This window comes from Halomonas sp. LC1, assembly GCF_030247125.1.
Lineage (GTDB): Bacteria > Pseudomonadota > Gammaproteobacteria > Pseudomonadales > Halomonadaceae > Vreelandella.
On record NZ_JASSPG010000001.1, the window covers coordinates 388,668 to 415,199 of the forward strand.

The window sequence follows — 26,532 nt, forward strand, 5'->3', positions numbered from 1 at the left end:
CCAAACACGATGATATACCATGGTTAATTCGCCATAGTGGTCTGCTATACAGAGGCTACGGTTTACTACTTCGCCTTGGAGCTAGGGAATGTCCATCGCCCGTTTTTCACCCTTTGAGCTGCTGCTGCTCAAAAGCCGCAGCCAAGTGGATACGGCTACCCTGCTACTGCTGGGGTGGGTGCTGGTGCACCGCCAGCACGTCTCGGAAGGTCAGCGGCGCCGCCGCTTGGCCCAGGTGACGGCGCAGTTTCGCCATGGGCACGAACTGGGGCCCGTGATGAGCATTGCCCACAGCCAAGATCTGCATGCCATCCAACTGGCTGCCGAGGTGGTACGCAAAGAGTGCTCTAAAGAGCGTAGCCTGAGTGTGATGCACCAAGCGATTACCGTGGCGACGGACGACGGCGATATTTCGTTGGCCAATCATTACATTCTGCGGTTTTTAGCCGATTTGTTAAACGTAACGCCCACGACCCTGGGCACCCTGTTCCAAGAGCTGACCGGCAAGCCGCTGCGCCCGCCGGAGGATCCCAGCCGCGACGCCTACTGGCAAACGCACGACCCGGCCTACTATGCCCACAAAGCGCAGGAGGAGGCCGACGCCGCTCAGCGCGAGAAAGAATCGCAAGAGAAGGCCGAGCAGCAACAGCGTTCCAAAACCGACAAACAGCAAGAAAAGAAGCAGAAGCAGCAGGAAAAAAAGCAGCAAAAAGAGGAGGCTCGCCGCGCCAAGGCCCGAGCGGAGCAGTCCAGCGCCGACCAGGCCAAAGCCGAGCAAGCCCGCCAGGAGCGCCAGCGTCAAGAGCAGGCGCGCCAGGAAGAGGCGCGACGCCGCCAGCAGCGAAGTAGCCCGCCGCCGCCCGATCACACTACCCGCGCGTTAGCCGTGCTGGGCTTGACCCCTGGCGCCAGCAAAACCGATGTGCGCCGCGCGTATCGTCGCATGGCCCAGCTCCATCACCCGGATCGTTTCTACTCCGAGAGCGAGCATCAGGTGGCGCTGGCCTCGGCGCGTTTTCAACGCATCAAAAATGCCTATGATTATCTGATGCAAACCTACTAATCGTTACGCTTGGAGAGAGACTCCCTGGATTATGCGCGACCTGTACCAACGCCTCGCTCTGACGCCGGATGCCAACGACCAGCAGATCAAGAGTGCCGTGGCCCGCTGCCCCAATAGTGCACTGCGCCAGGATGCCACGTCCGTGCTCGCCGTGCCGCCTCACCGGGAAACCTACGACACGCTACATCATACGCTGAGCGACATTGGCCGCCTGCGCGCTCGCTTGGGTCTGACCCACGGTGCCCATTGGCAGGGCGACGTGGCCAACGACTTCTCTCTGCCGCCGGATCACGCGATCTCCCGCCACGATGAGCTGGTCGATCGCGTCAGCCATGCGGTGTCACTCTACAACCGCTGGCGCCGCCTGCGCGGGCCATGGTTACTCATCGCCGTTTTCACCGTGGGGGCGGGCATAGGCCTCGCTCTGGGGTTTGCCTTGAGCGTGGGGCTTGGCCTGGGTTGACGCGCCGCGGCGCTCCCGCTCGTCTTGGCGAATTTCCGCCTGAGTGGGGCGCGGCGCGGGCTTCGGCGGCGCCTGCTTTTTATGCGCCTCGTCTGCCGAGGAGGAAGCGCCCTCCTCACCCCGCTCCAGGCTTAGATCGGTACCGGAGGTGTCTTCCATGCGCGACTCGGAGCGCGCCTCCATGCTGACACTCAAACGCGGCACGCCCAGGTCGATCTCTTGTGCTTCCATGCGCTGCTTCAGCAACAGATTGAAGGCACGAGAGACATCCCACTGCATTTCCGGCGCGGTGCGAAAACGCATCCGCAAAATCGGGCAGCCCTCTTCAAAGCCCTGCACGCCCTGCATCTCCAGCGGCGACCAGATGTAGTGGCGCATCATCGGGTCTTTACGCAGCTCCTGGGCGGTCTCCTGCATCAGAGTAATCGCATCGTCGATTTTCATGTCGTAAGGAATACGAATACGCATCAGCGCGATGCCGAACTGGCGTGACATGTTGTGGATCGACTCGATACGACTGAAGGTGATGATATGCACCACGCCATCCAGGTCTCTCAGCCGCACGGTGCGCAGCGTCAACCCTTCTACCGTGCCCATGTGGCCGTTAATCTGGACGAAGTCGTCCACCGCCAGCGAGTCTTCGATGAGGATGAAAATACCGGTGATCAAATCCTGCACCAGGGTTTGCGCACCAAAACCGATGGCCAGACCGATCACACCGGCACCGGCCAGCAGCGGCGTGACGTTCACCCCGAGATTGGCTAGCCCCGCAATCGCCGCGATGATCAGAATGGCGACGAAAATGACGTTGCGAATCATCGGCGTGATGGTCTGCGCCCTTGCCTGATTCACCCGCCGGCCGCGCGACCGAGCCGACGACGTCAGCGCCCGCTGAATGGCCGTATCGGCAAAGATCCACACCAGCCAAGCCAGTAGGATCGTCGCCCCCAGGCTCACCAGCGCTTGCCCGATCCGGGCGCTCGCGACGGCTTGCTGCCCCAGGCCAAACAGCGAGCCACCCCACACCTGCATGGAGAGCTCGGCAAAGACCATCCACGCACAGAGGTGTGCCAGTACGAAACCAAAGCGCTCCAAACGTTTGCGGTACTGGCTGAAGCGGCGACGGTGACGGCGTTTGTTGAGCCGCTCCGCTTGACGGCGCAGCAGGCCGGTCACCACCAGCGTCAACACCAGCAAACTGGCAGAGACGATGGAGCGTGCCAGGGCCGTGCCTACATCGCCCACGGTAATGAAGATCGCCAGCAGCGAGCCGCCCACCATTAATAGCGCGGGGATATGCCAAAGCCCGCCCAGGGCACGAATCATCTCGACGGCGGTGCTGGCATCGCGGCGCTGCTTGTAGGGCCGGTTGCAAATCAGATGGCGAATCGGCCGCTGGAATTTGAAGATGAAGCGAGCCGACAAGAGCGCAGCCAGCATGTTGGCCAGCACCGACACGAGGCTGGAGAGTTCGGCCCCCAGCAGCTCGACCAGCCGCGTGGAGTTCACCGCATCGCCCAAGGCAATCAGTGCGCCGATGACAAACAGACCGCGCAGCGCTTTGTGTTGCAGCACCTGCACCGCCGGGAAGCGATGCCCACGGCTGAAGAAGGCGATGACGGTCTCAAATACCACCGAGAGTGCCCGGCCGCACAGGCAGATGTAAGCCACCACGAGCACCACGGCGCGACCGGGGCTGTAGGGGAGGATTTGCCCGATACCAAGCGTAATGGCAAAGGCCAACGTCCACGGCAGCATGCGACGCAAAAAGTGCACCGCCAGCAGCCACGCTTTGGGGTCGCGGGGAAGGTCCAGCGGCCAGTGACGACGCGTGGCGACCAAACGGCCAAAGGCAATCATCACTACCAGCAGCACGCTCCAAACGAAGGCCAACACTGCACCGTCGGCCACCGCGCGAATGGCTTCGCCCTGGTCAGCGTCATCGTTCAACGCGCGTAAATCATCGGCCCCCTGCACGAGCTGGCGAGACCACTCGTCGATGGGAGAATCCCCCGCCTGGGCCTGTTCGCCGATGTCGGTCAGCGTGTCGGCCAGCGCCCCCAGCAGGCCCTGGCGGACGACGCCATCCTCCTCTGCGGCATCGGTACTCACCTGCAGCTCGCGTAACGATGCCACCAGCGCGGTGCGCTGCTCTTCGTTTTCGAGCATCGAGATCACGTCGCTCAGCGACCGTTGAAAATCCTCGTTGCTCACCTCCGCCTGCTCCGACGAATCGTTACCGGTCAGATTCGGCAGAGACACACCCTGCGCAAGCGCTGGCGCGTTCAGCAGCAGGCTGAGCACCACGCCGACGATGATCTTGGTTATCCAGTGCTGTCGCACACGTTACTCCCGACATAGACCGGCCACGGGTACCGGTGATTGACGTTGACCACGTTGATGACGCTCAGCCTCAACGCGTGATTGTGATAGGCTGGCCCTTCAAACGTTCACCTCAAGGATACCGAGATGACGCTGCAAGCCCCACCCAAACGCGTAAATAAAGATGGCCAGACTCGCTGTGTCGGTGTCGAAATCGAGTTCGCTGGCCTACCGCCCCGCGAGACGGCCGAACTGGTGCGCACGCTGTTTGGGGGGGAGCTTAACGTGGTCAGCCCCCATCGGCTACAAGTGGAGGGCACGCGGTGGGGAGAGTTCGGCATCGAACTGGATACCCAGTATGCCCACCCCGATAAAGCGCTGCTGGAAGAGCATCATGAAAGCGATAGCGAATGGGCGCGCCAGCAGCATCAGCGCCGGGTCGAGTTCCACCAAAAAACCCGCGAGCTGATCGGCGATATGGTGACCGGATTGGTGCCCACCGAGATCGTCTGTCCGCCCATTCCCTGGGATGAACTGGACACCCTCGATACGCTCTTCGAAACGCTGCGGGAAAAAGGCGCCAAAGGCACCGATGCCAGCCTGCTCTATGGCTTTGGCTTGCACCTCAATCCCGAGGTAGAGCGCCAGGAGGTGGATTACCTGCTGGCCATGATGCGGGCGTATCTGCTGCTGGCTAGCTGGCTGCGCGAAGAGATCAAGGTCGACATCACGCGCGAAGTGCTGCCCCACGCCAACCCGTTTCATAAAGAGTACGCCCTGCAAGTCCTGGACGCCCGCTACCAGCCGGATTTGGACACCTTCATCGACGACTACTTGCACTACAACCCCACCCGCAACCGAGAGCTCGACCTGCTGCCGCTGTTTGCCCATTTGCGCCCCGACCACCCCCACGAGCTGCTGCATGGCGAACTCACCAAGCCGCGCCCGACCTTTCACTACCGCCTGCCCAATGCCCAGCTCTCCCAGCCAGGCTGGGGGTCGGTGGTAGAGTGGAATCGCTGGGTGGAGGTCGAGAAGTTAGCCGCCGATGACAAGGTATTGCGCGCCCGCTGCGATGAGTACATCGCCGAGCACAGCAAGCCCTGGTGGGCACGCTTGAAAGCCGCGCTCTTGAAGCCATTCGGCAACGCCTAACCCCCGCTTATTCTCACAGACAGACGAGACGCCCACTGCATGCCTCGACCGCTGATTGGAATCACCACCTCGGATCGTAAAAGCCAGCTTGCCTGGTGCTTTGACTGGTTTGCCGTCTGGCGGCATGGCGGTAAACCGCTGCGCCTGTCCCCCTCTCGCCCCATGCCCGAGCATCTGGACGGGCTGATCATCGGCGGTGGCGACGATATTCAAGCGCAACTTTACGGCGGCGAAGTCCAGCTCGACGTGCGCCTGGACCCTGCCCGGGACGAACTGGAACTGAGCCTGCTCAACCGGTTCATTCCGCAAAATACGCCGGTGCTGGGCATTTGTCGCGGAGCGCAACTGATCAACGTCCATTTGGGCGGCACGCTGGACCCCGACATCTACACGACCCATGAAGGGCTAAAACGGCGGCGTACCGTACTACCTCGCAAAACGGTCGACATCGTCGGCGGCAGCCAGCTGTATCAACTGCTGGGCGTGACCTGGTGCCGGGTGAACAGCCTGCATCATCAAGCCGTCAATCGGGCGGGGGAAGGCATTCAAATCGTCGCTCGTGACCGCGACGGGCTGGTACAGGGCATCGAATCAGAAGCCCACGATTTTCTCATCGGCGTGCAGTGGCACCCCGAGTGGCTGATTTTCAACCGCCCCCAGCAGCGCCTCATCAGCGCGCTGGTGGCGGCTGCCCAACGGGGGCGCGACCGGATTAAGCGTTGAGCACCGCCAGCGCCGCCTCGTAATCCGGTTCGTTTTTCAGCTCACTCACCAGCTCGCTGTGCAGCACACGATTGTTTGCATCCAGCACGACCACGGCCCGCGCGCACAGTCCCTCCATGGCGCTATTGCACAGCGCCACCCCCCAGGCTTCCTGAAATTCGCGGTGGCGGAAGGTAGAGAGCGTTTCGACATCGTCTAACCCTTCGGCCCCGCAGAAGCGCTTCGCGGCGAACGGCAGGTCTGCGGATACGACGAGAACGATGGTGTTGTCCAACTTGGAGGCCAGCTCGTTGAACCGCCGGGTGGACATCGCGCAGGTCGGGGTATCGACGCTGGGGATGATGTTCAGCACCTTACGCTTACCCTGATAGGTGGCCAGCGTGACGTCTTCCAAGTCGCTGTTGGTCAGCGTCATGGCAGGGGCCGTTTGACCAACGGCTGGCAGCGTGCCCGCCACGTCCATCGGCGCGCCTGCACGTGTAATCTGTTGCATATCAAGCTCCTAATGTATGGTAAAACGGTCATCAAACAAGACGTTTCAGCTTACAGCGGAATGACCTGATTCGGCTATCTTTCCACCGCCGCGATACGATAACGAGAATGCCATGGCCTCTTTAGTCATCATCAAAACCGGGGATGCGTTCCCTGAAGTGGTCGACCAGCACGGTGATTTTGAGCAGCTGTTCATTCACCGGTTACACGAGACGCTTCCCGAGGGCGTGACGCTCAAGGTGTGGGATGCGCGGCTAACGGCGACACCTCCGGACGACATCGTCGGTGCCGTGATCACCGGTTCGCATAGCATGGTGAGCGAGCAGCCCCCTTGGAGCGAGGCGCTCAAGCCGTGGCTGCAGCAGGCGCTGGCCGATAACCTGCCGCTGCTGGGCATATGCTATGGTCATCAGCTCATGGCGGCGGCCTTTGGTGGCGTCAGCGACTACCACCCCGCCGGGCGCGAATCGGGCACGCGCACGGTGCGCTTGACCCAAGCCGGCCTGAAGGACCCCCTCTTTAGTCAGCTACCTGGGCATTTCGACGCGCATCTTACCCATGCCCAGTCGGTGATGCAGCTACCCCATGGCGCCACCATTCTGGCTCACAACTGCCACGACGCCCACCAAGCGCTTCGCTACGGGCCGCGCCAATGGAGCGTGCAGTTCCATCCGGAGTTCTCACCGCCCGTCATGCGTGCCTACATCGAGCGTCAACGCGCTGCCCTGCGCGACCAGGGTGAGGACCCAGACCAGCTACTCAGTGAAATTAGCGAGACGCCAGAAGCGACCAGCCTGCTGCAGCGTTTTATCAGTTTTATTTAACGCTTCTGTTGATCTCGCCGTGACGCCAGCCGATCTGCCAGCCGGGTCGGCTCGGGCAGCTTGGTTCGCCCAAGGCAGCGCATCACCCACTCAAGGGAGGTATCCAGCGACAGCCGATGCCCCGGCGAGACGAATACCGGCTTGACGTTCGCCCGCGAGCGCAGCACGGCACCGATCACCTCTTGCCCGGCCAGGAGCGGCACCCAATCGCCTCGCGCGTCTCCGACCGCTGCATGCGTGCCGGTTAAGCGCGACTTGGCGATACCGATGGTAGGCAAATCGAGCCAAAGCCCCAAGTGCGCGGCTACGCCCAAGCGCCGAGGGTGAGCGATGCCTTGGCCATCGACCATCACCAGCTGTGGCTGAGTCTTAAGCTTGGCAAATGCCCCTAGGGCGGCGGGGATTTCACGAAACGACAGCAATCCTGGAATATAGGGCATGCGGGTAGGTTCGCGATGCACCACCTGCTCGACCACTGGCAGTTGAGGAGCCGCCTCGGGCGACCACGTCAACACTACCACTGCCGCCCGCGTTACCGCCCCCCCTTCCTCAAAGCCAATATCCACCCCCGCGATATACCTTACCGGGTCGAGGCGATCACGGCTCTCCAACCGTTGGGCGAGCTGTGACTGAAGGGCAATCGCCTGTTTGGGTGACAGGTTCCATTCGTGTAGCGCAGCGTCCATGCAGGCTCCTTGTATCGAGGTAATGAACGTTTAGCGTAGCCAAAAAAAATCCCCCTACGCCAGCAGGCACAGGGCCAGTGGCATAGGGGGAGTTAACTCACCGATCAGGCGCTATCCAGCGCCTAGCGCTGAGTTACGCACGTTCGCGACGGCGAACCGGCGCATCGCCATCGTCACGACGACGGCGCGGTGCGCGTTCCGGCGCACGGTCCTCGCTGATTTCCAGCGGGCGACCGGCCACACGGGCACGAGCCATTTTCGCCAGGATGGTGGAAGGCAGACCGCTGGGCAGCTCGACCACGGAGAAGGCATTACGGATATCGATACGGCCGATACGCGCGCCTTCGATACCGCCCTCGTTCGCCAGCGCACCGACCAGTTGGCCCGGCTTCACGCCGTCTTTATGGCCCACGGAGACGCGGTAGCGGGTCATGCCTTCGCTGGGCGCACTGGAGCGCTCGCGACGGGCACCACCCGGCTTGCCCGGTGCGCCATCGCGCGGGGCACGCTCTTTGCGCGGTGCCTGAAGACGACCGATCGGCGCTTCGTCGGCACGGGCCATGGCGGCAAACGCACAGGCCAGCTCAACGGCGTCATGCCCCTCTTCCACCAGACGCTCGACCAGTGCGCGCTGCTCTTCAGCACCTTTGGTCAGTGCCGCCACTACACGGTGATGGAACACGTCGTCACGGTGAGCGCGAATAGCGGCTTCGTCAGGCAGCGGCATTTCGGTCATTTTCTGACCGGTAGCCTGCTCCATCCAGCCCACCTTGCGGCCTTCACGGAAGCCCGCGAAAGTGATCGCAATGCCGCTACGGCCCGCACGACCGGTACGACCGATACGGTGGGTGTAGGCTTCTGCATCCTGCGGCAGGTCGTAGTTGATGACGTGGGTGATACGCGGAACGTCGAGGCCACGGGCCGCTACGTCGGTCGCGATCAGTACGTCGACTTTGCCACGCTTCAAGCGGGTAATGGTGCGCTCGCGCAGGCTCTGATCCAGATCACCGGACAGGCCAGCAGCGTTGACGCCACGAGCGGTCAACTGCTCGACCAGCGTGGTACAGGCCGCACGGGTACGCACGAAGACGATCGCGGCATCGACCGGCTCGACTTCAAGAATACGCGACAACGCTTCCAGCTTGGCACCACCGTCCACGCGCACGATGCGCTGTTCGATGTTTTCGCCCGTCGTGGTACGCGATTCAATCGCGACCTTCACCGGGTTGACCAGATAACGGTTGACGATGCGCTCGATTTCCGTCGGCAATGTGGCCGAGAAGAACACGCGCTGAGCATCTTTCGGGGTATCGGCAACCACGCGTTTGACGTCGTCGATAAAGCCCATGCGCAGCATTTCGTCGGCTTCGTCGAGCACCAGCGCCGAGAGGCCGTCCAGCTTCAAGCTGCCACGATCCAGGTGATCGATCACACGGCCCGGCGTGCCGACGACCACTTGCGCGCCACGCTTCAGCGCGCCTAGCTGTTCACGGTACTCTTGACCGCCACACAGGGTAGCGACTTCCAAGCCCTGAAGATTCTGACCATATTTACTAAAAGAGACGGCGACCTGCTGAGCAAGTTCGCGGGTCGGTGCGAGTACCAGTACTTGGGGCTCGCGACGCTGCATGTCGAGACGCGACAGCAGCGGCAGTGCGAAGGCGGCGGTTTTGCCGGTGCCGGTTTGTGCTTGGCCCAGCATATCGCGGCCTTCCAGCAACGCAGGAATCGTCTGCGCCTGAATAGGCGAAGGAGTTTCGTAGCCCTGTGCTTCAACAGCAGACAGAACGGCAGGCAATAGAGCCAGATCGCCGAAGCTCGGCGAGGCGACAGAAGTCGAGGTCATTAATCACACCTTGGTAGGCCGGCTGAACCGGCAAAAAACATCGTAAGCGTCTCTGACTCTGTTTTATGCAGCGCGTAACGGTGCGCAGCAAAAGAACAAGGCTCCGCATAGCGGATATCGTCATCAGTGGAGTCGGAGACGCCGGTCGCACCTAGCATTCGGTTGGCAACAACGCGTTGCGGGCCAACCGCTGTGGCGACCTTCTGCGCCGATTTCACCCGTTTGGTGAAATGTTGGAGGCGCGCCATCTTCACAGCAATGAACATCTGCAATGAATGAGATGTTCCCGCAAACGTTTCGACTGGCGTGGCACATCAGGCTCAGCGTCAGTGAAGAACGTTTATCGTCGTGATGGAGGGGTCAACACATGCGAGGAGGGCGCATCCTAACACCGCCAATGGGTTCTGACCAGTCTTTTTGATTTAACCCATATCAATACCGGGGCTTGCACATGTGACTATGTCGTCTAACCTGAAAGGTGCCCGATGACGTTCACGAACTTCAAGGAGTGATGCACATGAACTGGGATCAGATCGAAGGCAGATGGACGGAAATGAAAGGTAAAGCTCGCGCCAGCTGGGGCGAACTGACCGATGATGAACTGACGCAAATCGGCGGCAAGAAAGACCAACTCGTTGGTAAGCTCCAACAGAAATATGGTTTGGAGCGCGAAGAGGCCGAGCGCCGTGCGGATGACTGGGCGAACGGGCTCTAAGCCCCTCCACTTTCCACGTCCCTTCCCTACGAATTCACATACCGAATTCACTCACAGGTAGCATGACGCTACCTCTTGATAGCCACATGGAGAGAAGCTATGCGTAAATCGATTCTGACGACTGCAATTACGACTGCCCTATTCGGCGGCATGGCGTTTGGCGTCCAAGCGCAAACGGAACCCCAGGGCATGTATTCGGCCGACGACATTCTTGATGCAGAAGTGTTCTTTGCCGACGGCTCTGAGGAAGAGATCGGTGAAGTCGACGATATTCTCTTCGATGAAGAGATGCGTATTTCAGCACTGGTCATCGAAAGCGGCGATGTGCTGGGTCTGGGCGGACGCGAAGTCGTGGTCGAGGCTGACCAGTTCACTCTGGAAACGCACACCGAAGATGATGGAGACACCGAGCACCGCATCATGCTAGATGCGACGGCCGAGGACGTCGAATCCTTCCCCACGTATGATCGCGACTGGTGGGAGCAGACCAAAGCCAACGCGCAAGACGCTTGGCAGAGCACCAAAGAGGGTGCCCAAAGCGCTTGGCAAACGACCCGTGACGCCGTCGATGCCGACGAGTGACACGCTAGCGATGGGCCACTTTGCGCAGAGTGGCATCATCGCCCCGTAGCGTATAGTCGATCAAAAAAGGGCCACCCAAGCGGGTGGCCCTTTTTAATATGTGCATCACTGGGGACGTGAGTGCCGACGTATTCCCTGCCCCGGCAAACGTTCACGGTCGTGAGGACGCATGAAGTCCAGCCATGGGCCCGCCGGCACGATACGCGTCGGGTTGATCGTGTCGTGGCTGTAATAGTAGTGGCGTTTGATGTGATCCATATTGACCGTATCGGCCACGCCCGGCCATTGGTATAGCTCGCGTACGTAGTTGGAGAGATTGGGATAATCTTCGATACGTTTGAAATTGCACTTGAAGTGACCGAAGTAGACCGCGTCGAAGCGAATCAGCGTGGTGAAAAGGCGAATATCCGCTTCGGTCAGCCACTCACCCGCCAAATAGCGATGCTCCCCAAGCCGCGTCTCCATGCGCTCTAGCGCATCGAACAAGGCCGTGACGTGCTTTTCATAGACCTGCTGATCCGTGGCAAAACCCGATTTGTAAACGCCGTTATTGATGTGGTCGTACACGTCATCGTTCACATCATCGATGACGCTGCGCAAATCGTCTGGATAGAAGTCCAAATCATTGCCCGTCAGCTCATCGAAAGCGCGGTTGAAGATGCGTAGCAAATCGGCGGATTCGTTGTTGACGATGGCGCTGCGCTGCTTGTCCCACAACACCGGCACCGTGACCCGGCCCGTGTACGTTGGGTCGGTCATGGTGTAGAGCTGATGGTGATAGTCAGCATGGTTGATAGGGTCGCCACTCGACCCTTCGTCTTGATGGTAGGTCCAGCCGTTTTCCAACATCAGCGGGCTCACATGGGATGCTCCGATCAGCGGCTCGAGCCCTTTCAGTTTGCGCATGATCAGCGCCCGATGCGCCCAGGGGCACGCGAGCGATACGTAAAGGTGGTAACGATCGGCCTGAGCCGGATAGCTCTCGCCTTTAGACGTCTCATCGCTGCCCACCCAGTCGCGCAGCTGCGCGGATTCGCGAACGAATTCCCCGCCGTGCTTTTTGGTGTCGTACCACTGATCGACCCACTCGCCGTTGACTAACAGTCCCATCGGGCGTCTCCTGCATTGAACGTTATAGAGGTGTATGACGTTCAGCATACCCCCGACGGAGTCAGGCTCAAGCGGATGTTTTACGGCCGTTCATTCGAGGGAATCGAACGTTGCTCGCACACCTCTCTCACTGCCCGCTTCAAAGCCGCGGCCATGGCATGGGCTGCCGGGCCCGCACGATCACGATCACGAAAAATAAGCTGCACGGGCACTTCACGAATGCCCCCAGCACTGAGCGGCAGCGGCTTCAGCTCACCGCTGGCCAGCTCGTCGGCGATACGCGTTTCCGGAACCCAGGCAAACCCCAAGCCGCGCCGCAGCATATCCAGCGACGTTCCCACGTGACCGACCGTCCAGCGCTGCTCGGCTTTTAGCCAGCCCGCGTTGGTGGATTGACGCAGCGCCGAGTCACGCACCACCAGTTGGCGATGCTGGGCAAGATCACGCAAATCCAGCGAGCGCCCCAATTGATGCAGCGCGTGACGAGGATGCGCTACCGCCACGAAGCGCACATTAACCAGTGGCTCGCCCAAAAATCCTTGGGCCTCGATACCAGAGACCACTAGGTCGGCGCGGCCGTCGTATAGCATTTCCGTCCCCCCGTTCAGCACGCTTTCATGGAGCTGAACGCGCACCTGGGGATAGGTTTCCGAAAAGCGCTCCAACGCTTTCGCCTGAGCAGCCACCGGAAAAATTTGGTCGATCGCCACCACGACTTCGGCTTCCAGCCCCGCTGCCAAGCGCGAAGCGACGTCTTCCAAAGACGCCGCGCTTTCGATCAACTGGCGCGCACGGCGAAGCAGCAGCTCGCCTGCTTCGGTGAGGCGCACCTGCCGACCCACCGGTTCGAGCACCTGGATACCCAACTGCTCTTCCAATTTATGCACCGCGTGATTCAGCGTGGAGGGGCTTTTATGGATCGCCTCTGCCGCTCGTGCAAAGCCACCATGATCCACCACGGCGGCCAGCATCTGCCACTGCGCTAGTGTTACCCGAGACATTTCGATTTCCTCGACGCTATACAGCGAAACAATCCGCTTCATCTTCGAAAAAACATCCCTAGAATGCCAGGAAAAGACGATGAGTACCTGTCTGTTATCGAATTTCGTTGCATCGCCACGCTGGAATACACTCTGCAAACCGCATAAAAACGTAAAGAAACATTAAAATACAAAAAATTACCTTTTTGATATGAGCGACGTGGCTTGATGACACTGCTCATCCATTGAGCGGACTCAGTGTGTCAGCGTCGAATCATTAACACGGGTTATGGACGTACGGAGATAAGGCTTACACGCTGATAGCTTGGCAAAACTCCCTTTTAATTAGACGCACGTTATATTTATCTTTCACAAGATTTAATTTACGTCTATGGTAAAGGTAACGACACCGTTTTAACCCGTTGAGCAGGCCGCCGCCTCTCGGTTACTTTTGTTAGCAAACGGTGTTCATGGCTGAATAAGTTGCCTTTATATTTCCGTTATTCAGCGGAAGTATATTTTGTGTATGGATGTACAGTCTATTCACCCCCTTCTCCTTGGGGTATGGTTCCCGAGTTTGCTTACTTTCATGTTACTTTTATTTCACGAACTCGGCGGCCTATTTACCCATGTTGCGAATCCTCCATTCGCTGCCTCGCACGCATAAATTATTACTGTTACCCGTGGCCACGATGGTCACCGTGCTGGGCGCACAAAAACTCATCACTACCTATCACGACCTGAACCAACCCCAAACACCGCTGGAGAGCGTGCTCGTTCCGCTTCCCAGCGATTCTGCCCCCGGCGTACCGTCGCTTCGACAAGAGCGCACGCCAGTCGCAGAAGCGATCGACCGCGCTTCCCGCGCTCTCGACGCAACCCGTGAACATATCCCCCTGAGTGAACTCACCGCCACCGAGATCGTCGATCTCGACATGATCACCAGTGCCGAAGCCTCTATGGCGAGCGATGCCGCCCCAGGCGACGCACACGCTCAGGTCACGCTGGACGACAGCCTGCTGGATGATGGCGCACTACACATGGCCATCGTGCTAGGAACGATCACAAGCGGCATGCTCAATGTCGACGACTCCGTCGAAATCGCTGATGCCACTTCTTATGAAGATTACGGGGTTGAGCTGTACGAAGACGACGTCTCTTTCCTCGAATTGGAACTGGCGGCCGATGAGCCGTTCGTGCCCGAGTGGGAAACCCACATCGTCGAATCTGGCGAAACCTTTGCCGTGTTGGCGCAAAACGAGTTGGGGTTGGGGTATAGCGAAGTGCTCGCCCTGCTGGACGACCTGCCCGATCCTCGCATGCTGACCCACTGGCGTGCGGGCCACAGCTTCGACTATCAGTTGGACGAAACGGGTCGCCTCCTGGCACTGCGAATGATGAAGAACACCCGGGAAGGCGTTTTGCTAGAGCGTGACAGCGACCATTACGCCATCACTGCCATCGAGCGCCAGGGCGAACCTGTACAGCGGCTTTATGCCGGCAGCGTCACGGGCAGTTTTGCCCGCTCAGCCCAGGCCACCGGTTTGAGCAGCAGCTCTGTCACCGAGCTGACGCGCATTTTGCAAAAGAAGTTAGACTTCCGTCGCGACAGCCGCCGGGGGGATCAGTTTCAGGTCTTGGTGGAGTCTGACATGATCGATGGTGAGACCCTCGACTCCCGCGTACTGGCCGTGAAATACGATGGCGAGCGCATGGATCTGACCGTCGTGCGTAACGCCAACGACGATAATTTTTACACGCCGGAGGGCAGCAGTCTCGACCCGGCCTTTGCCCGTCGCCCCTTCGAAGGCAGCTATCGTCTCAGCTCCAATTTCAATCCCCGTCGTCTACACCCGGTGACCGGTCGCGTTAGCCCTCACAACGGCACCGATTTTGCGATGCCCATTGGCACTCCCATCACTGCCCCTGCCAACGGCCGGGTAGAGCGTGTCGGTAACCATCATGCTGCCGGTCGTTACATCGTGGTGCGCCACGACAACGGCTACCGCACCCGCTACCTGCACTTATCCCAGCCGCTGGTCAGCCAGGGCGAACGCGTCACGATGGGTGAGCGTATCGCGCTGTCCGGTAATACCGGCCGCAGCACGGGCCCTCACCTGCACTACGAAGTCATCGTGAACAACACGCCGGTCAATGCCATGACGGTCGAGCTGCCGGAGAACACCAGCCTTAGCGGCGACACGCTGGTTGCGTTCCAACGCCAAGCCGAACCGATGCTAGCGGCGCTGGAAAGTGGTGAGACCGGCACTATCAGCGTGGCTAACTACCAGCGTGACGCTGAAAGTGACGAGAGCATTCAATAGCCCGTCACATGCTAGACGAAAAAGCCGCCCCACTCGGGGCGGCTTTTTTATAGGGCAAGAAAACGACTAGGCCGTTTCGAGGGCTGCCAGCAGCGCCGCATCACGGCGGTAGATATCCTCTCTAAACACCACATCGCCTTCGCGATTGGGCCACGCGGTCAGGTAGTGCAGCGCTACCGGAATACGGGTAGGCAGATTCACGTTTTGATCGCTGCGGCCACTATTGATCAGCGAGCTGAGCTGATAGCGGCTGCCGCTGTCCTGCAACAGAAGCTGGGCAAATTCCGTCACACCTTCTACCCGAACACACCCCGAACTCAACGCCCGATGATCCCGCTGGAAAAGCCCTCTTGCTGGGGTATCGTGCAGGTAAATCATGTCGTCGTTCGGAAAACGTACCACGACACGCCCCAAAGGGTTACTACTGCCCGCGACCTGGCGAAGCATCACCCCTCCCGGCCGCTGCCAATCGATCGTGTCGGCATCCAGTGTTTCCCCAGATAGGCTGACGACCTGAATATTCTGCCGCGTGAGATACGCCGTATCTTGGCGCACCCTTGGCAGCACGTCTTCACGCATGATGGTCGGCGGGATCGTCCAGCTCGGGTTGACGGTCAAATGGCTGATGGAAGAGTGGATGATCGGCGTTTCTCGACTGGGCGATCCGACGACCACACGGGCATCCCAATGCTCCCCGTTAGGGCGCGTGTAGTGCAAACGATAGCCTGCAATATCGACCCATACGTTCGGTGTGCGATCTAGCGAGGGGCGAATCCAGCGGGCGCGTTCGAGGTTAATGCGCAGTTGGTCTACCCGCGCGGAGACGGGCATGTTCAGCGCCAATCTCGTGCGCTCGCCTACCACACCATCCTCTTGCAGCTGGTGGCGTCGCTGAAAGCGCATGACCGCCTGTTCGAGTTCCCTATCGAAGGTGCGCCGGTCACCACCCGCTGCCTGTACACCAATCATCGGGTAGGCGCTGCTATCCGCCGCCAGCAGGTGGGGCTCTCCCCACAGCGTCAAGCGCTGGCGAAGCGTTTGCACGTCATCATCGATATCGCCGGGGCGCAGCGACTCGTCACGCCCAGGCAAATAGGGCACGCTGCCCTGCTCGGCCAAGCGACGATAGTGCGCCAACGCGTTGCGAAGCTGGACATACGCTGCCGTATCCGGCCGCGCCAGCGACAGCGCCTGCTCCACCTCTCCCCCGTCGACGGCCTGCACGACACGCGGCAGCGCATAGCGCCGCGCTGGGCGGGGCAGGTCCCAATTCGGCTCGACGCGCCTAGGATCCACTTTGCCAATCGATAAATGATCCAGCGCCAGCAGCAGCGAACGGGTGGCGCGCACATCGAAGCGTGCTTGTGCCTGCTCGTCTAATTGCTGACTTTGCTGGAAATCGCCCAGCAGCGATGAGGCTTGGTAGTCGTCGGGCGTGAGCCCGTCATCCACCAGGGTATTCAACGCGCTGACGAGGGATTCGACGCGCTGCAGCTCTTGCCAGGCAGGCTGGCCGCCGCGTAGTTCATAGAACGACGCGATGGGTAGCGATGCTTCTTGCCGCTGAAGTTGCTGCGCGAGGGCTTGCTGCAATGCGGCGCTGGTGGGTTCATTGGCAGTGGCCATTACCGGGCAGCTCAGCGCCAGACAGAGCGCTGCCCCTATCGCCCATCGTCTTAGTGGCTGGTGGTCGTTCATCGCCTCTCCTTGCGTTACTATGCTGCGTTGTAATGTGGCGTCACTCTTTTTGCTTAACGTCGTATCAGCAGTTCCCGTTCTGATACACGTTTTTTTCATCATAGCCGCTTACGCTGACTCGTGGTGTGTCGACTTCATTGCGCTTTTGACCTCTTTAGCAGGATAACGCCCCATGCTTTTTCGTTCACGCATGACCACTGTACTGTTTTCGTTACCCATCGTGTTGTTTTCTTCCACCCTTCAAGCCGCCAGCTTTTTCTCTCAAGTGGCCGCCGCGCCGCCAGCGGGAGTATCCCCTCTACATCATCAGTTACTTCAGCTAGCCCCCGACGCCACACCGGCAGCCCTTCGGTTGGCGGCACAGGCATTGAGCTGTGCCGACCCTTCCGCCGAGCGCTTGGCCGTCATCGACTACTCGCTGCCCTCCACGGAACCCCGCATGTGGGTGTTCGACCTTCATCAGCACCAGTTGCTCTTCGAAGAGCTGGTGTCCCATGGTCAGGGATCTGGCGACGCGGTAGCCAACGCCTTTTCCAATACACCGGACAGCCATCAATCCAGCCTCGGTCTTTTCCGCACCATGAATAGCTACTACGGTCGCAACGGCTATTCACTGCGTCTGGATGGCCTGGAGCCACAGGTCAACGACTTGGCCTTCGAGCGGGCGATCGTGATTCATGGCGCCGACTACGTCAGTAACGACTTCATTGCCCAAACGGGCCGCTTGGGTCGCAGCCACGGCTGTCCGGCCGTGCGTGAAGACATCACCTATCCGCTGATCGACAGCCTCAAAGAGAACCAGTACGTCTTTGCTTACTACCCCGATGAAGAGTGGTTAGCCACGTCTGCGTTTTTACGCTGCGAGACAACGACGCCCATGCACGTGGCCCAGATGAAATAGCGCAGCCACTGAGTATGGCAGCGCTCCTGTTTTATGACGACAAGGGGTTGATTTTCATCAGCAAGGGGGAGTCTTCCCAGGCAAGCAAGAACACCTTCTGCAATACTTTGTGACAAAACATCACAAACTGCATCACCACTGAAGGTATCCGCCATGTTTGCCTTTATGCATCCCTATCAAACGATCCGTCGTCTGGAGCAGCAAGTCGCTGAGCTGCACGCTCAGTTGGCCCTGGAGAAAAGTGCACGAGGCTACCGCACGATCAGTTTGATGACACCTCTTGAGTCGATCAGCATGCTCCAGGCCAAGGGCGCAGACATGCTGATGTCCCTCGATGCGGGCGCGGAACATCACGCCGAGCAGCTCGCCAGCGAGCGCGCAACGCTCACCGATCTTTTCACGCGGCTACATCATGCCGAGAAAGTCGCTCAACGTTTGCAGCAGCAGGGCCAACGACACCAGCAGGCGGACACCCATTATGCGGCGCCGCTGGCCAGCGAAACAGCCTTGCATGAACTGCGCGGCCTCAGTGTCGAGTTGGCTCGCATGGCGGGACACACCCGGGCGCTGGCCATGAGCACGGCGCTGGAAGCGGCCCATGTGCATGACGAACCCTGCGGTTTGTCCGCCGTGGTGAGCGACATTCAACACCTAGCGGATCACACCCAGCAGCTAGGTCACCAGTTGGATCGCTGGGTCGAACAAACCGCCGCTATGCTCAAAGAGGATGCTCGCGTCCTGGCCCACCAGCGCGAGACAGCCAACGCGCTGGCTCAGGCCGCGCACGAGGGCGAGCAGATGATCGAACAGCTCACCGACCAAGCGCGCCATATGTACAAGGTCATCCATCACAGCACCACGACCGCCTGTTTGCACGCGGCCAAACTGGAGCATGTCGTGTGGAAAAGCCGCCTCTACCACCAGCTGCTGTCGGCCTCCTTGGAAGAGGAGCCGCTGACCGACCACCACCACTGCAGCCTTGGCCGCTGGTACTTGACGGGTGAAAGCCAGCGCTACAAGCAGAGCGATGCCTACCGAGCCCTGGCCGTTCCCCATCGTTGCTTCCATGAGAGCGGTTTGGACGCCCTGCGCTATGCGCGCCAAGGCGACCATACCGGTCAGCTCGCCTCGCTGGCACTCATGGAGGAGGCCAGCGTGGCGCTCGCCAAACAGCTGGACCGTCTGATGGAGCATGCCGTGTACGACCTGCCCCTGCCCCAGCAGCGACCGTCGCCGCTGGCCGACGCTCCCTAACGCATGGACGTGCAGATCGTCCCTTCCGTCCGCGCGCTTTTATGCCATGCTAAAGGCACTCCTATCACAGACGGTAAGGACGACGATGGCATCGGTAAAGAAGCTCGACCTTGCGCTACAGGGTGGCGGTGCCCATGGCGCATACACCTGGGGGGTGATCGATCGCCTTCTGGAAGATGACCGCATCGAGATCGAGGGCATCAGCGGCACTAGCGCTGGCGCGATGAACGGCGTCGTGATGGCCGATGCCCTTACTCGGGGCGGAAAACAGGCGGCGCGACAGGCACTGCGAGCCTTTTGGCAGGCGGTGAGCCGAGCGGGAATGACCAGCCCCATTCGCCGCTCCCCGCTGGATGTCCTCACCGGCAATTGGAGCCTCGACCACTCGCCGGGCTATATCGCCATGGACTTGATGACGCGCCTGGTGTCGCCCTACCAGCTCAACCCGCTCAATTTGAATCCGCTGCGCGATATCGTGGCGGCCCACATCGATTTCGAACGCGTGCGTCAGTGCGACCAGCTCAAGCTCTTCGTGGCCGCGACCAACGTGCGTACCGGAAAACAGCGCGTCTTTCGCCGCGAAGAGATGAGTGTCGACGCCGTCATGGCATCTGCTTGCCTGCCGTTCATGTTTCAAGCGGTAGAGATCGATGGCGAAGCGTATTGGGATGGCGGCTACATGGGCAATCCGGCGCTCTTCCCGCTCATGGAGGAGTGCAGCGCGCGGGACATTCTGCTGGTGCAGATCAACCCCATTCGTCGCGAAGAGCTGCCCACCTCGGCCTCGGCGATCATGAATCGACTCAACGAGATCACCTTCAACGCCGCGCTGATCAAGGAGGTGCGTATGATCGCGCTGCTCAAGCATGCACTCGACGAGCAAGGCATCGAAAACTGCTATCAGCAAGCACTGTTCCACCGCATAAGTGGTGATAAAGCCCTGGATGACCTGTCGGTTTCCAGTAAGCTCAATTCCGAGTGGCCCTTTCTCTGCCACCTGTTCGAGCAAGGCAGAGAAGCGGCGGAGAAGTGGCTTGCCACACATTTCGATGCTCTGGGGCATGTGTCGACACTCGATATCGATGCGGTTTACCTACACGAATAAGCGCTGCCACGCCCAGCCCCTGCCCCAACTTAGCGCACGCTGCCCAAGCAGAGTGCGCTAACCAAGCGTCGAGCGCCCTGCGCTTCGCCACCTTTGCCACTCATCGAAGGTGTTCCCTTTGTAGCAAAAAATTTAACCATCTGTTTTGATTCATATAAAACAGCGATGGCGGAGTATTTGCTTATTTTCCCATCATGGTGATAGGCGTGGACCAGGCCCAACAGGGTACGAGTGCGTCGAACCTGACCTTCAACGGTGAAGGCATGTTCCCGTAACCACGTAACGCCTGCGCGTTGCGTCTCGGCAAACTCGTTCATACGCTGTGAGGCCACTCCCATGGACACACGCAACAAAGCCAACCGTATTCGGCTACTCAACTTCTCGACGCCGCAAATGCGGGCGTTTCACCTCTCCTGGTTTGCATTCCACATCTGCTTCTTCGGCTGGTTCGGTATCGCGCCGCTCATGGCCGTGGTGCGCGAAGACCTCGCCCTGACGCAAACCCAAATCGGCAATACCATCATTGCATCGGTGGCGATCACCGTGATCGTTCGCTTGTTGATTGGCGTGCTTTGCGACCAAGTAGGACCACGCAAAACCTACACCGGACTGCTGGTACTGGGGTCCATTCCTGTCATGGGGATTGGCCTCGCCGATAGTTTCGAAACGTTCTTACTGGCGCGCTTGGCCATTGGCGCCATCGGCGCATCGTTCGTCATTACCCAGTACCACACCACCCTCATGTTTGCCCCTAACGTGGTGGGCACGGCCAATGCCACCAGCGCTGGCTGGGGGAATCTTGGCGGCGGAACCACCCAAATCGTCATGCCACTGATCTTTGCCGGCATGCTGATGCTAGGGGTCAACGAAGCGCTCGGCTGGCGTCTGGCCATGGTGGTGCCCGGCGTCGTGCTGTTCTTCACCGGCATTGCCTACTGGCTGTTCACACAAGACGCCCCCAACGGCAACTTCAGCGAGCTGCGCGTGCGCGGTGAATTACCTTACGCCACCGGTGAGCACGGTGCCGCCCAAAGCTTCCTGGCAGCGGCGAAGGATATCCGCGTGTGGGCCCTGTTCGTGGTGTACGGGCTCTGCTTTGGCGTCGAGCTGACGATCAACAACATTGCCGCCATTTACTTCTTCGACAAATTCGACCTGACGCTCGCCACTGCAGGGCTGATCGCCGGGCTCTTCGGCCTGATGAATATCTTCGCGCGCACGTTGGGCGGCGTGTTTTCTGACCTGTTCGCCAAGCAGGGCGGACTCAAGGGACGCGTGCGCTGGCTCTTCATTGCCCTGGTGTGCGAAGGCATCGCGTTGGTCGCGTTCTCACAGATGCACGTCCTCAGCCTCGCCATCGGCATCATGCTGGTGTTTAGCCTGTTCGTCCAAATGGCCGAAGGCGCTACCTTTGGCGTCGTACCTTTCATCAATAAAAAAGCCTTAGGCGCCGTGGCCGGTATCGTCGGGGCGGGTGGCAACGTAGGGGCCGTATCAGCAGCGTTCCTGTTTCGCAGCGAAAGTTTGAGCTACCAGCAGGGCCTTTTCTATTTGGGATTGACCGTGCTGGTGCTGGCCTCCTGCGTGCTGGTGGTCCGCTTTAGCGACGCCACCGAAGCCGAAGAGGCCAGCGCGTACCGTGACGCGGCGGGCGACGATGCGGGAGCAGGCGCGCTCTCATTACGCTAATATTAATTAACACCGCCCCTGCATGCGCATCGCTGTGGGGGCGTTTACCTTTTGGCGGCGAGTATTAAGGAAATCAACATGTCTTCTGCCCAACAGCTCCTCTTCACCGCCCTGCGCTGCGACATCGATAACCTCCACCATCTCGCCACGACCGCCGATATCGTGAGCGATATCAGTCAGTTCATTCATGTCCTGCAGCGCGAACGCGGTGCCTCGACGATTTATTTGGCGTCCAAGGGCAAACGTTTCAAAACCCGCCGAACGAGTTACGTGCAACATAGCCAAGCGGCCGAGGCCTCGATGCGCCTGCGCTTGGAAACGCTAAGCCAAGAAGCGCGGCCACAAGCCACCGCACGCTTGCTTCGACGCATTGCCGCCGTTTGGCTGGCATTGGATGAACTCGACGCGCTGCGCCAAGCCATCGATACCTTTCATATCTCACCCGATGCGGCCACGCAGGCCTTCAATCACCTCATCAGCGGTTTATTGGCCATCGTCTTCGAAGCCGCCGATACCGCAGTCGACCCCGACATCACCCGCGCCCTGGTGGCGATTTTCCACTTGATGCAGGGGAAGGAGCTTGCGGGACAAGAGCGCGCTTGCGGCGCTTTTGGGTTCACCTTGGGCCACTTCGATAACGCCCACCGCACGCTGCTCAACCAGCTCGTCGAGGCGCAGCAGCGCTGCTTCGATACGTTTGCCGAATTTGCTACTCCAGAAGCACTGAGCGCTTGGCAGCAGTCGCTCTCACCCCGAACACTGGCCGGTATTTGCCAATTACGCGACATCGCTTGCCAGCGTTCGCACCATCAAACGGCCTCGGGCAATACGCTAGGGGAAACCTGGTACGAGCTGACCACCCTAAGAATCGATACCATCAAGACGGTAGAAGACACGCTGAACACCCAGCTCACGGCTCTTTGCCACCATAAAATAGCTCACGCCCAGGCCGCTCTGGACCAGGCTAAGGCCACCCCCGACACGCCGCTTCCGGCCCCGTGTGAACAGCTTCTTGCCCTCACCCCGTCTCAGCCGCTGGGGGATTTGACCGCCAGCGCTCTCAATTCGCCCTTGAGCCGCTCGCTGCTGGAGTTGACGCACGCCCAATCGAGCCGATTGCAGGGGCTCAGCGACGAGCTGGAAAATACCCGCAAAGCGCTGCGCGAACGCAAGCTGATCGAACGGGCCAAAGGACTCATCATGGCCCACCAATCCATGAGCGAGGAGGAGGCATACCGCTTTCTGCGTAAAACCTCGATGGATCAAAGCAAAAGCATGGCCGATATGGCACGTTCGATCCTGGATCTCTCTGCCATGCTGCAACGTCGGCAAGAAAAACCCTAACGCGGAAGCGCGTTTGCAACCTCGTTGGGTTTTAGCCATGCTGAAACTTCCCCTATTTGCAAGGAGAGCCTAGGATGCATGATCGCGTACTGTTAATTACCGGCGCTTCCAGCGGTATTGGCGCTGCCACCGCTCGCGCAGCGGCCCGTGAAGGGTATCAACTGGTGCTGGCCGCGCGCTCTGCCGACAAGCTAACCTCCCTTGCCCAGGAGCTAGGCCCAGAGAACGTGCTGACGTGCGAGGTCGATGTCACCGACCTGAAGCAGCAGCAGGCCATGGTGGAACACGCCATCGAAACCTTTGGCCGAATCGACGCTGTCTTTGCCAATGCGGGCCGCGGCGGCTCGCCAGGCGGCTTTAGCAGCGCCGACCACGACGCTTGGCGAGAGATGATTTTGACCAACATCTACGGGGTTGGCCTGACCTTGCAAGCCTGCCTGCCGGAGTTGAAACGCCGCCAAGGGCACGTGCTACTGACCGGCTCGGCAGCAGGCCGCACGACCATCCCTGGCTCCATGTACAGCGCCACCAAATGGGCGGTCACGGGCATTGGCTACAACCTACGCGAAGAGCTGCGCGGCACCGGCATGCGGGTGACGCTGATCGAACCCGGCATGGTCGACACGCCCTTCTTTGATGAACCACCCGAGTACGCTCTGCAAGATCGTGATATCGCCAATGCGGTGATTTACGCGCTCTCACAGCCGCCGCATGTGGATGTCAACGAGATCTTGGTACGCCCCACGCCCCCCCAAAGCGTGACGTTCACGTGACGACGGCTTGCAATTGCTCGGAACTGCCCACATAAACGCAGCATTATGAAGCGTGCTAACGAATCACTGCACGCACCATGCACGTTTATCAGGTGATTTATGAGCCAACTTGCGAGCACCGCCCTCTCCGTTCTAGACCTTGCGCCCATTCGTCAAGGCGGCAGCGCGGGAGAAACGTTCGGTGACAGCGTATCCCTGGCCCAGCATGCGGAATCGTTGGGCTATCAGCGCTACTGGCTAGCCGAGCACCACAACATTGCCGGTATTGCCAGCGCCGCCACTTCGGTCTTGATAGGTCATGTGGCGGGCCAAACATCGTCCATCCGCGTGGGCAGCGGGGGCATTATGCTACCGAACCACCCACCGCTGGTGATTGCAGAGCAGTTTGGCACGCTGGAGACACTGTACCCAGGGCGCATCGACCTGGGCTTAGGGCGCGCCCCTGGTTCTGACGGTGCCACCATGCGAGCGATGCGCCGCCATGCCCATGCAGGCGTCGACGATTTTCCCGAGCGTTTAGAAGAGCTGCGCCGCTACCTTGGCGAAGAAGACCCACAGCAAACCGTCAAAGCGGTGCCCGGCCAGGGCACGCACGTGCCCATTTGGCTGCTGGGTTCTAGCGGCTACAGCGCCCAGCTCGCCGCCAAACTGGGCCTTCCCTTCGCGTTTGCCGCCCAGTTCGCCCCCGGCTATCTGTTCGAGGCTCTGCGCCTCTATCGGGATAACTTTCGCCCGTCCGAGCATTTAGACGCGCCTTATGCCATGGTCGGCTTGCCGGTCATGGCGGCTGAAAGCGACGAAATGGCGCACTACCTGGCCACCACCGCGCAGCAAAAATTCTTGAATTTGATCCGCGGTAAACCAACTCAGTCACTGCCCCCCGTAGACGCACTGGATTGGTCGCCCATGGAGCGCGCTCAGGTAGAACAGTTTTTGGGCGCGGCCATCATCGGTGGCCCTGAAACGGTCAAAGCACAGCTAGAGGCGTTTCAAGAACGTACGGGGGCGAACGAGCTGATGATCAATAGCGATTTCTACAGTCACGCGGACCGCCTGCGTAGCTATGAAATCGTGGCTCAGGTGGCCCGTTAAGCCGCGTGTCTCACCCTTTGGCGACCAGAAAGGCACCCGCAGCCATCATCAATGAACCGGCTGTACGATTGGTGCCTTTCTGGGCGCGCTCGGACTGGAAGAAGCGCCGCGCAGACGAGGCAAACGACGCGACCAACATCAACCCCATCATTAGCCCGAGCAACGTCAAACCGACCACGAGGATCATATCGCTACGCTCGAGCACGGTCAGGTCGATGAAGGTCGGTAAGAAAGCGATGTAGAACAGGATGACTTTGGGGTTGGACGCTGAAATGATAAAGCCCTGAAGAAAGCTCTTCGCGCTATCCCGACGCCAAGCACCGCTACTGGCTGGGAAGGCCTCCAACGTCTGCGCCGTGACTTCGGCCGTCCACATTTTCCACCCTAGGTAAAAGAGGTAGGCGGCACCGGCGTAGCGTAGCAGCGTGAAGGCGCCTCCCCAGTTCTCCGCCAAGGCAGCCAGCCCGTAGAACGCGAGCAGTAGGTAGATCACATCGCTGACCGTCATGCCTAGGGCCAGCGGTAAACAGGGCCGCGCGCCCGCTGACATTCCTTTGGCCAGCAGAGCAAAAATACCCGGCCCGGGCGTCACCGCGAAGACAAAGATCGCCAAAAAGTAGGTCAGTGCGCTCTCAACGGTCATGGCCGTGTCCTCTCGCGGTCCAGTGGTTCACTGATCAACGTACCAGCGGCACAGATCTCTCCTCGATTGTGCTAACGTCGCTCATGACGACATCAACGGAAGAAACCTCATGTCCAACCTTCAATTTTCCCCGATGACAGCCAACGAGTTCGCGCTCTTCTGGCCTACGTTTCAGGCCATTGTAGCCGCCCAGGAAACCTACGCGATAGATCCAGAGATTCGTCAAGAGGAGGCTTTCGCGTTTTGGTGCCAAACGCCGCTCCTAAGCATGGCCGTCAAAGATGAGCATGACGAGCTACTGGGCAGCTACTACTTGAAAGCCAACGCCGCAGGCCCCGGCCGCCATGTGTGCAACTGTGGCTACATGGTCACCCCCAACGCGCGGGGCAAAGGCGTCGCCAGGGCCATGTGCGAACACTCTCAGCGGGAAGCGTTGACGCTGGGTTTTAAGGCCATGCAGTTCAACGCCGTCGTCGCCAGCAATCAGGTGGCCGTCGCGTTATGGCAACGCCTGGGCTTCGAGATCGTCGGCACGGTACCTAACGCCTATCGGCACGCCTCCTTGGGATTTGTGGATACCCATGTCATGTACAAAGCGCTGACCGCCCATTAAGCGTTCTTCCTGCCCACGGCAGCATGGCCCCGCTTATGCTGCCATTCAACGCTGCAAAAAATAACATTGTCTCTAGTGATTAACCCTGACTTTCGCACGCTATCGTGACGATACATAAACATCACATGGCTGCCG

Annotated in this window: 26 protein-coding genes; 16 read left to right on the plus strand and 10 right to left on the minus strand. The window is 59.7% G+C overall.

Annotated features, from left to right (window positions below; all coding sequences use genetic code 11):
• Positions 1-88: 88 nt before the first annotated feature.
• Positions 89-1,063, plus strand: a complete 975-nt coding sequence (locus tag QIT27_RS01830) for a DnaJ domain-containing protein (protein ID WP_285262710.1) — start codon at positions 89-91, stop codon at positions 1,061-1,063.
• A gap of 31 nt (positions 1,064-1,094) precedes the next feature.
• Positions 1,095-1,526, plus strand: coding sequence for a hypothetical protein (locus QIT27_RS01835; RefSeq protein ID WP_159341382.1), 432 nt, complete (start codon positions 1,095-1,097; stop codon positions 1,524-1,526).
• On the opposite strand, the gene QIT27_RS01840 is transcribed toward QIT27_RS01835, so the two are convergent.
• A complete protein-coding gene (locus QIT27_RS01840; protein WP_285262711.1) occupies positions 1,443-3,869 on the minus strand; it encodes a mechanosensitive ion channel family protein in 2,427 nt (808 codons plus the stop codon). The genes QIT27_RS01835 and QIT27_RS01840 overlap by 84 nt on opposite strands.
• A gap of 126 nt (positions 3,870-3,995) precedes the next feature.
• Here QIT27_RS01840 and QIT27_RS01845 point away from each other — a divergent pair, with 126 nt between their 5' ends.
• Both QIT27_RS01845 and QIT27_RS01850 read left to right on the plus strand, forming a co-directional pair.
• Positions 3,996-5,003, plus strand: coding sequence for an amidoligase family protein (locus QIT27_RS01845; RefSeq protein WP_285262712.1), 1,008 nt, complete (start codon positions 3,996-3,998; stop codon positions 5,001-5,003).
• Positions 5,004-5,042: 39 nt separating this feature from the next.
• Entirely contained in the window at positions 5,043-5,726 is a 684-nt protein-coding gene (locus tag QIT27_RS01850) for a gamma-glutamyl-gamma-aminobutyrate hydrolase family protein (RefSeq protein ID WP_253016866.1), read from the plus strand.
• Here QIT27_RS01850 and tpx read toward each other — a convergent pair.
• Positions 5,716-6,219, minus strand: coding sequence for a thiol peroxidase (gene tpx / locus QIT27_RS01855; protein WP_285262713.1), 504 nt, complete (start codon positions 6,217-6,219; stop codon positions 5,716-5,718). The two genes, QIT27_RS01850 and tpx, sit on opposite strands and share 11 nt — an antisense overlap.
• Before the next feature lie 112 nt (positions 6,220-6,331).
• Between tpx and QIT27_RS01860 the strand changes: the two genes are divergently transcribed.
• Positions 6,332-7,042, plus strand: a complete 711-nt coding sequence (locus tag QIT27_RS01860; RefSeq protein WP_285262714.1) for a glutamine amidotransferase — start codon at positions 6,332-6,334, stop codon at positions 7,040-7,042.
• Here the strand turns inward: QIT27_RS01860 and nfi are convergent.
• The 3 genes from nfi to QIT27_RS01875 form a co-directional block, all read right to left on the minus strand.
• Positions 7,039-7,728 carry a deoxyribonuclease V gene (gene nfi / locus QIT27_RS01865; RefSeq protein WP_159341376.1) on the minus strand — a complete coding sequence of 230 codons (690 nt, stop codon included), beginning with the start codon at positions 7,726-7,728 and terminating at the stop codon, positions 7,039-7,041. The two genes, QIT27_RS01860 and nfi, sit on opposite strands and share 4 nt — an antisense overlap.
• A 133-nt stretch (positions 7,729-7,861) precedes the next feature.
• Positions 7,862-9,574, minus strand: a complete 1,713-nt coding sequence (locus QIT27_RS01870; RefSeq protein WP_159341375.1) for a DEAD/DEAH box helicase — start codon at positions 9,572-9,574, stop codon at positions 7,862-7,864.
• The gene (locus QIT27_RS01875) at positions 9,574-9,846 is read right to left on the minus strand and encodes a hypothetical protein (RefSeq protein ID WP_285262715.1); all 273 of its coding nucleotides are present in this window, start codon (positions 9,844-9,846) and stop codon (positions 9,574-9,576) included. The genes QIT27_RS01870 and QIT27_RS01875 overlap by 1 nt, the downstream gene beginning before the upstream one ends.
• 245 nt (positions 9,847-10,091) lie before the next feature.
• Between QIT27_RS01875 and QIT27_RS01880 the strand changes: the two genes are divergently transcribed.
• Together QIT27_RS01880 and QIT27_RS01885 are read left to right on the plus strand one after the other, a co-directional pair.
• Entirely contained in the window at positions 10,092-10,289 is a 198-nt protein-coding gene (locus QIT27_RS01880; protein WP_253016862.1) for a CsbD family protein, read from the plus strand.
• 99 nt (positions 10,290-10,388) lie between these two features.
• Positions 10,389-10,871, plus strand: coding sequence for a PRC-barrel domain-containing protein (locus QIT27_RS01885; protein WP_159341373.1), 483 nt, complete (start codon positions 10,389-10,391; stop codon positions 10,869-10,871).
• Between the two features lie 105 nt (positions 10,872-10,976).
• Here QIT27_RS01885 and QIT27_RS01890 read toward each other — a convergent pair whose 3' ends face one another.
• Positions 10,977-11,981, minus strand: a complete 1,005-nt coding sequence (locus QIT27_RS01890; RefSeq protein WP_285262716.1) for a glutathione S-transferase family protein — start codon at positions 11,979-11,981, stop codon at positions 10,977-10,979.
• An 80-nt stretch (positions 11,982-12,061) separates the two neighbouring features.
• Positions 12,062-12,982, minus strand: a complete 921-nt coding sequence (locus QIT27_RS01895; RefSeq protein ID WP_159343712.1) for a LysR family transcriptional regulator — start codon at positions 12,980-12,982, stop codon at positions 12,062-12,064.
• A gap of 608 nt (positions 12,983-13,590) precedes the next feature.
• Here QIT27_RS01895 and QIT27_RS01900 point away from each other — a divergent pair.
• The gene (locus QIT27_RS01900) at positions 13,591-15,285 is read left to right on the plus strand and encodes a peptidoglycan DD-metalloendopeptidase family protein (protein ID WP_159341371.1); all 1,695 of its coding nucleotides are present in this window, start codon (positions 13,591-13,593) and stop codon (positions 15,283-15,285) included.
• A gap of 66 nt (positions 15,286-15,351) precedes the next feature.
• On the opposite strand, the gene QIT27_RS01905 is transcribed toward QIT27_RS01900, so the two are convergent.
• Positions 15,352-16,983, minus strand: coding sequence for a L,D-transpeptidase family protein (locus tag QIT27_RS01905; RefSeq protein ID WP_285262717.1), 1,632 nt, complete (start codon positions 16,981-16,983; stop codon positions 15,352-15,354).
• 172 nt (positions 16,984-17,155) lie between these two features.
• Between QIT27_RS01905 and QIT27_RS01910 the strand changes: the two genes are divergently transcribed.
• The 3 genes from QIT27_RS01910 (at position 17,156) to QIT27_RS01920 (ending at position 20,243) form a co-directional block, all read left to right on the plus strand.
• The gene (locus QIT27_RS01910) at positions 17,156-17,884 is read left to right on the plus strand and encodes a murein L,D-transpeptidase catalytic domain family protein (protein WP_159341369.1); all 729 of its coding nucleotides are present in this window, start codon (positions 17,156-17,158) and stop codon (positions 17,882-17,884) included.
• Positions 17,885-18,037: 153 nt separating this feature from the next.
• On the plus strand, positions 18,038-19,138 hold the full coding sequence (locus tag QIT27_RS01915; protein WP_285262718.1) for a CZB domain-containing protein: 1,101 nt from the start codon (positions 18,038-18,040) through the stop codon (positions 19,136-19,138).
• An 85-nt stretch (positions 19,139-19,223) separates the two neighbouring features.
• Positions 19,224-20,243, plus strand: a complete 1,020-nt coding sequence (locus QIT27_RS01920) for a patatin-like phospholipase family protein (protein ID WP_159341367.1) — start codon at positions 19,224-19,226, stop codon at positions 20,241-20,243.
• 29 nt (positions 20,244-20,272) lie between these two features.
• Here the strand turns inward: QIT27_RS01920 and QIT27_RS01925 are convergent, their stop codons facing one another.
• Positions 20,273-20,560, minus strand: a complete 288-nt coding sequence (locus QIT27_RS01925) for a hypothetical protein (RefSeq protein ID WP_159341366.1) — start codon at positions 20,558-20,560, stop codon at positions 20,273-20,275.
• Positions 20,561-20,579: 19 nt separating this feature from the next.
• Here QIT27_RS01925 and QIT27_RS01930 point away from each other — a divergent pair, with 19 nt between their 5' ends.
• The 4 genes from QIT27_RS01930 (at position 20,580) to QIT27_RS01945 (ending at position 25,141) form a co-directional block, all read left to right on the plus strand.
• Positions 20,580-21,932 (plus strand): MFS transporter, encoded by a 1,353-nt coding sequence (locus QIT27_RS01930; protein ID WP_285262719.1) that lies wholly within the window; start codon positions 20,580-20,582, stop codon positions 21,930-21,932.
• 78 nt (positions 21,933-22,010) lie between these two features.
• The gene (locus tag QIT27_RS01935; protein WP_285262720.1) at positions 22,011-23,276 is read left to right on the plus strand and encodes a nitrate regulatory protein; all 1,266 of its coding nucleotides are present in this window, start codon (positions 22,011-22,013) and stop codon (positions 23,274-23,276) included.
• Between the two features lie 74 nt (positions 23,277-23,350).
• A complete protein-coding gene (locus QIT27_RS01940; RefSeq protein ID WP_285262721.1) occupies positions 23,351-24,049 on the plus strand; it encodes an SDR family oxidoreductase in 699 nt (232 codons plus the stop codon).
• A gap of 99 nt (positions 24,050-24,148) precedes the next feature.
• Complete coding sequence (locus tag QIT27_RS01945; protein ID WP_285262722.1) at positions 24,149-25,141, plus strand: LLM class flavin-dependent oxidoreductase; 993 nt, start codon at positions 24,149-24,151, stop codon at positions 25,139-25,141.
• 10 nt (positions 25,142-25,151) lie between these two features.
• On the opposite strand, the gene QIT27_RS01950 is transcribed toward QIT27_RS01945, so the two are convergent.
• A complete protein-coding gene (locus tag QIT27_RS01950) occupies positions 25,152-25,784 on the minus strand; it encodes a LysE family translocator (RefSeq protein ID WP_285262723.1) in 633 nt (210 codons plus the stop codon).
• 109 nt (positions 25,785-25,893) lie between these two features.
• Here QIT27_RS01950 and QIT27_RS01955 point away from each other — a divergent pair, with 109 nt between their 5' ends.
• Positions 25,894-26,397 (plus strand): GNAT family N-acetyltransferase, encoded by a 504-nt coding sequence (locus QIT27_RS01955; RefSeq protein ID WP_285262724.1) that lies wholly within the window; start codon positions 25,894-25,896, stop codon positions 26,395-26,397.
• Positions 26,398-26,532: the final 135 nt, after the last annotated feature.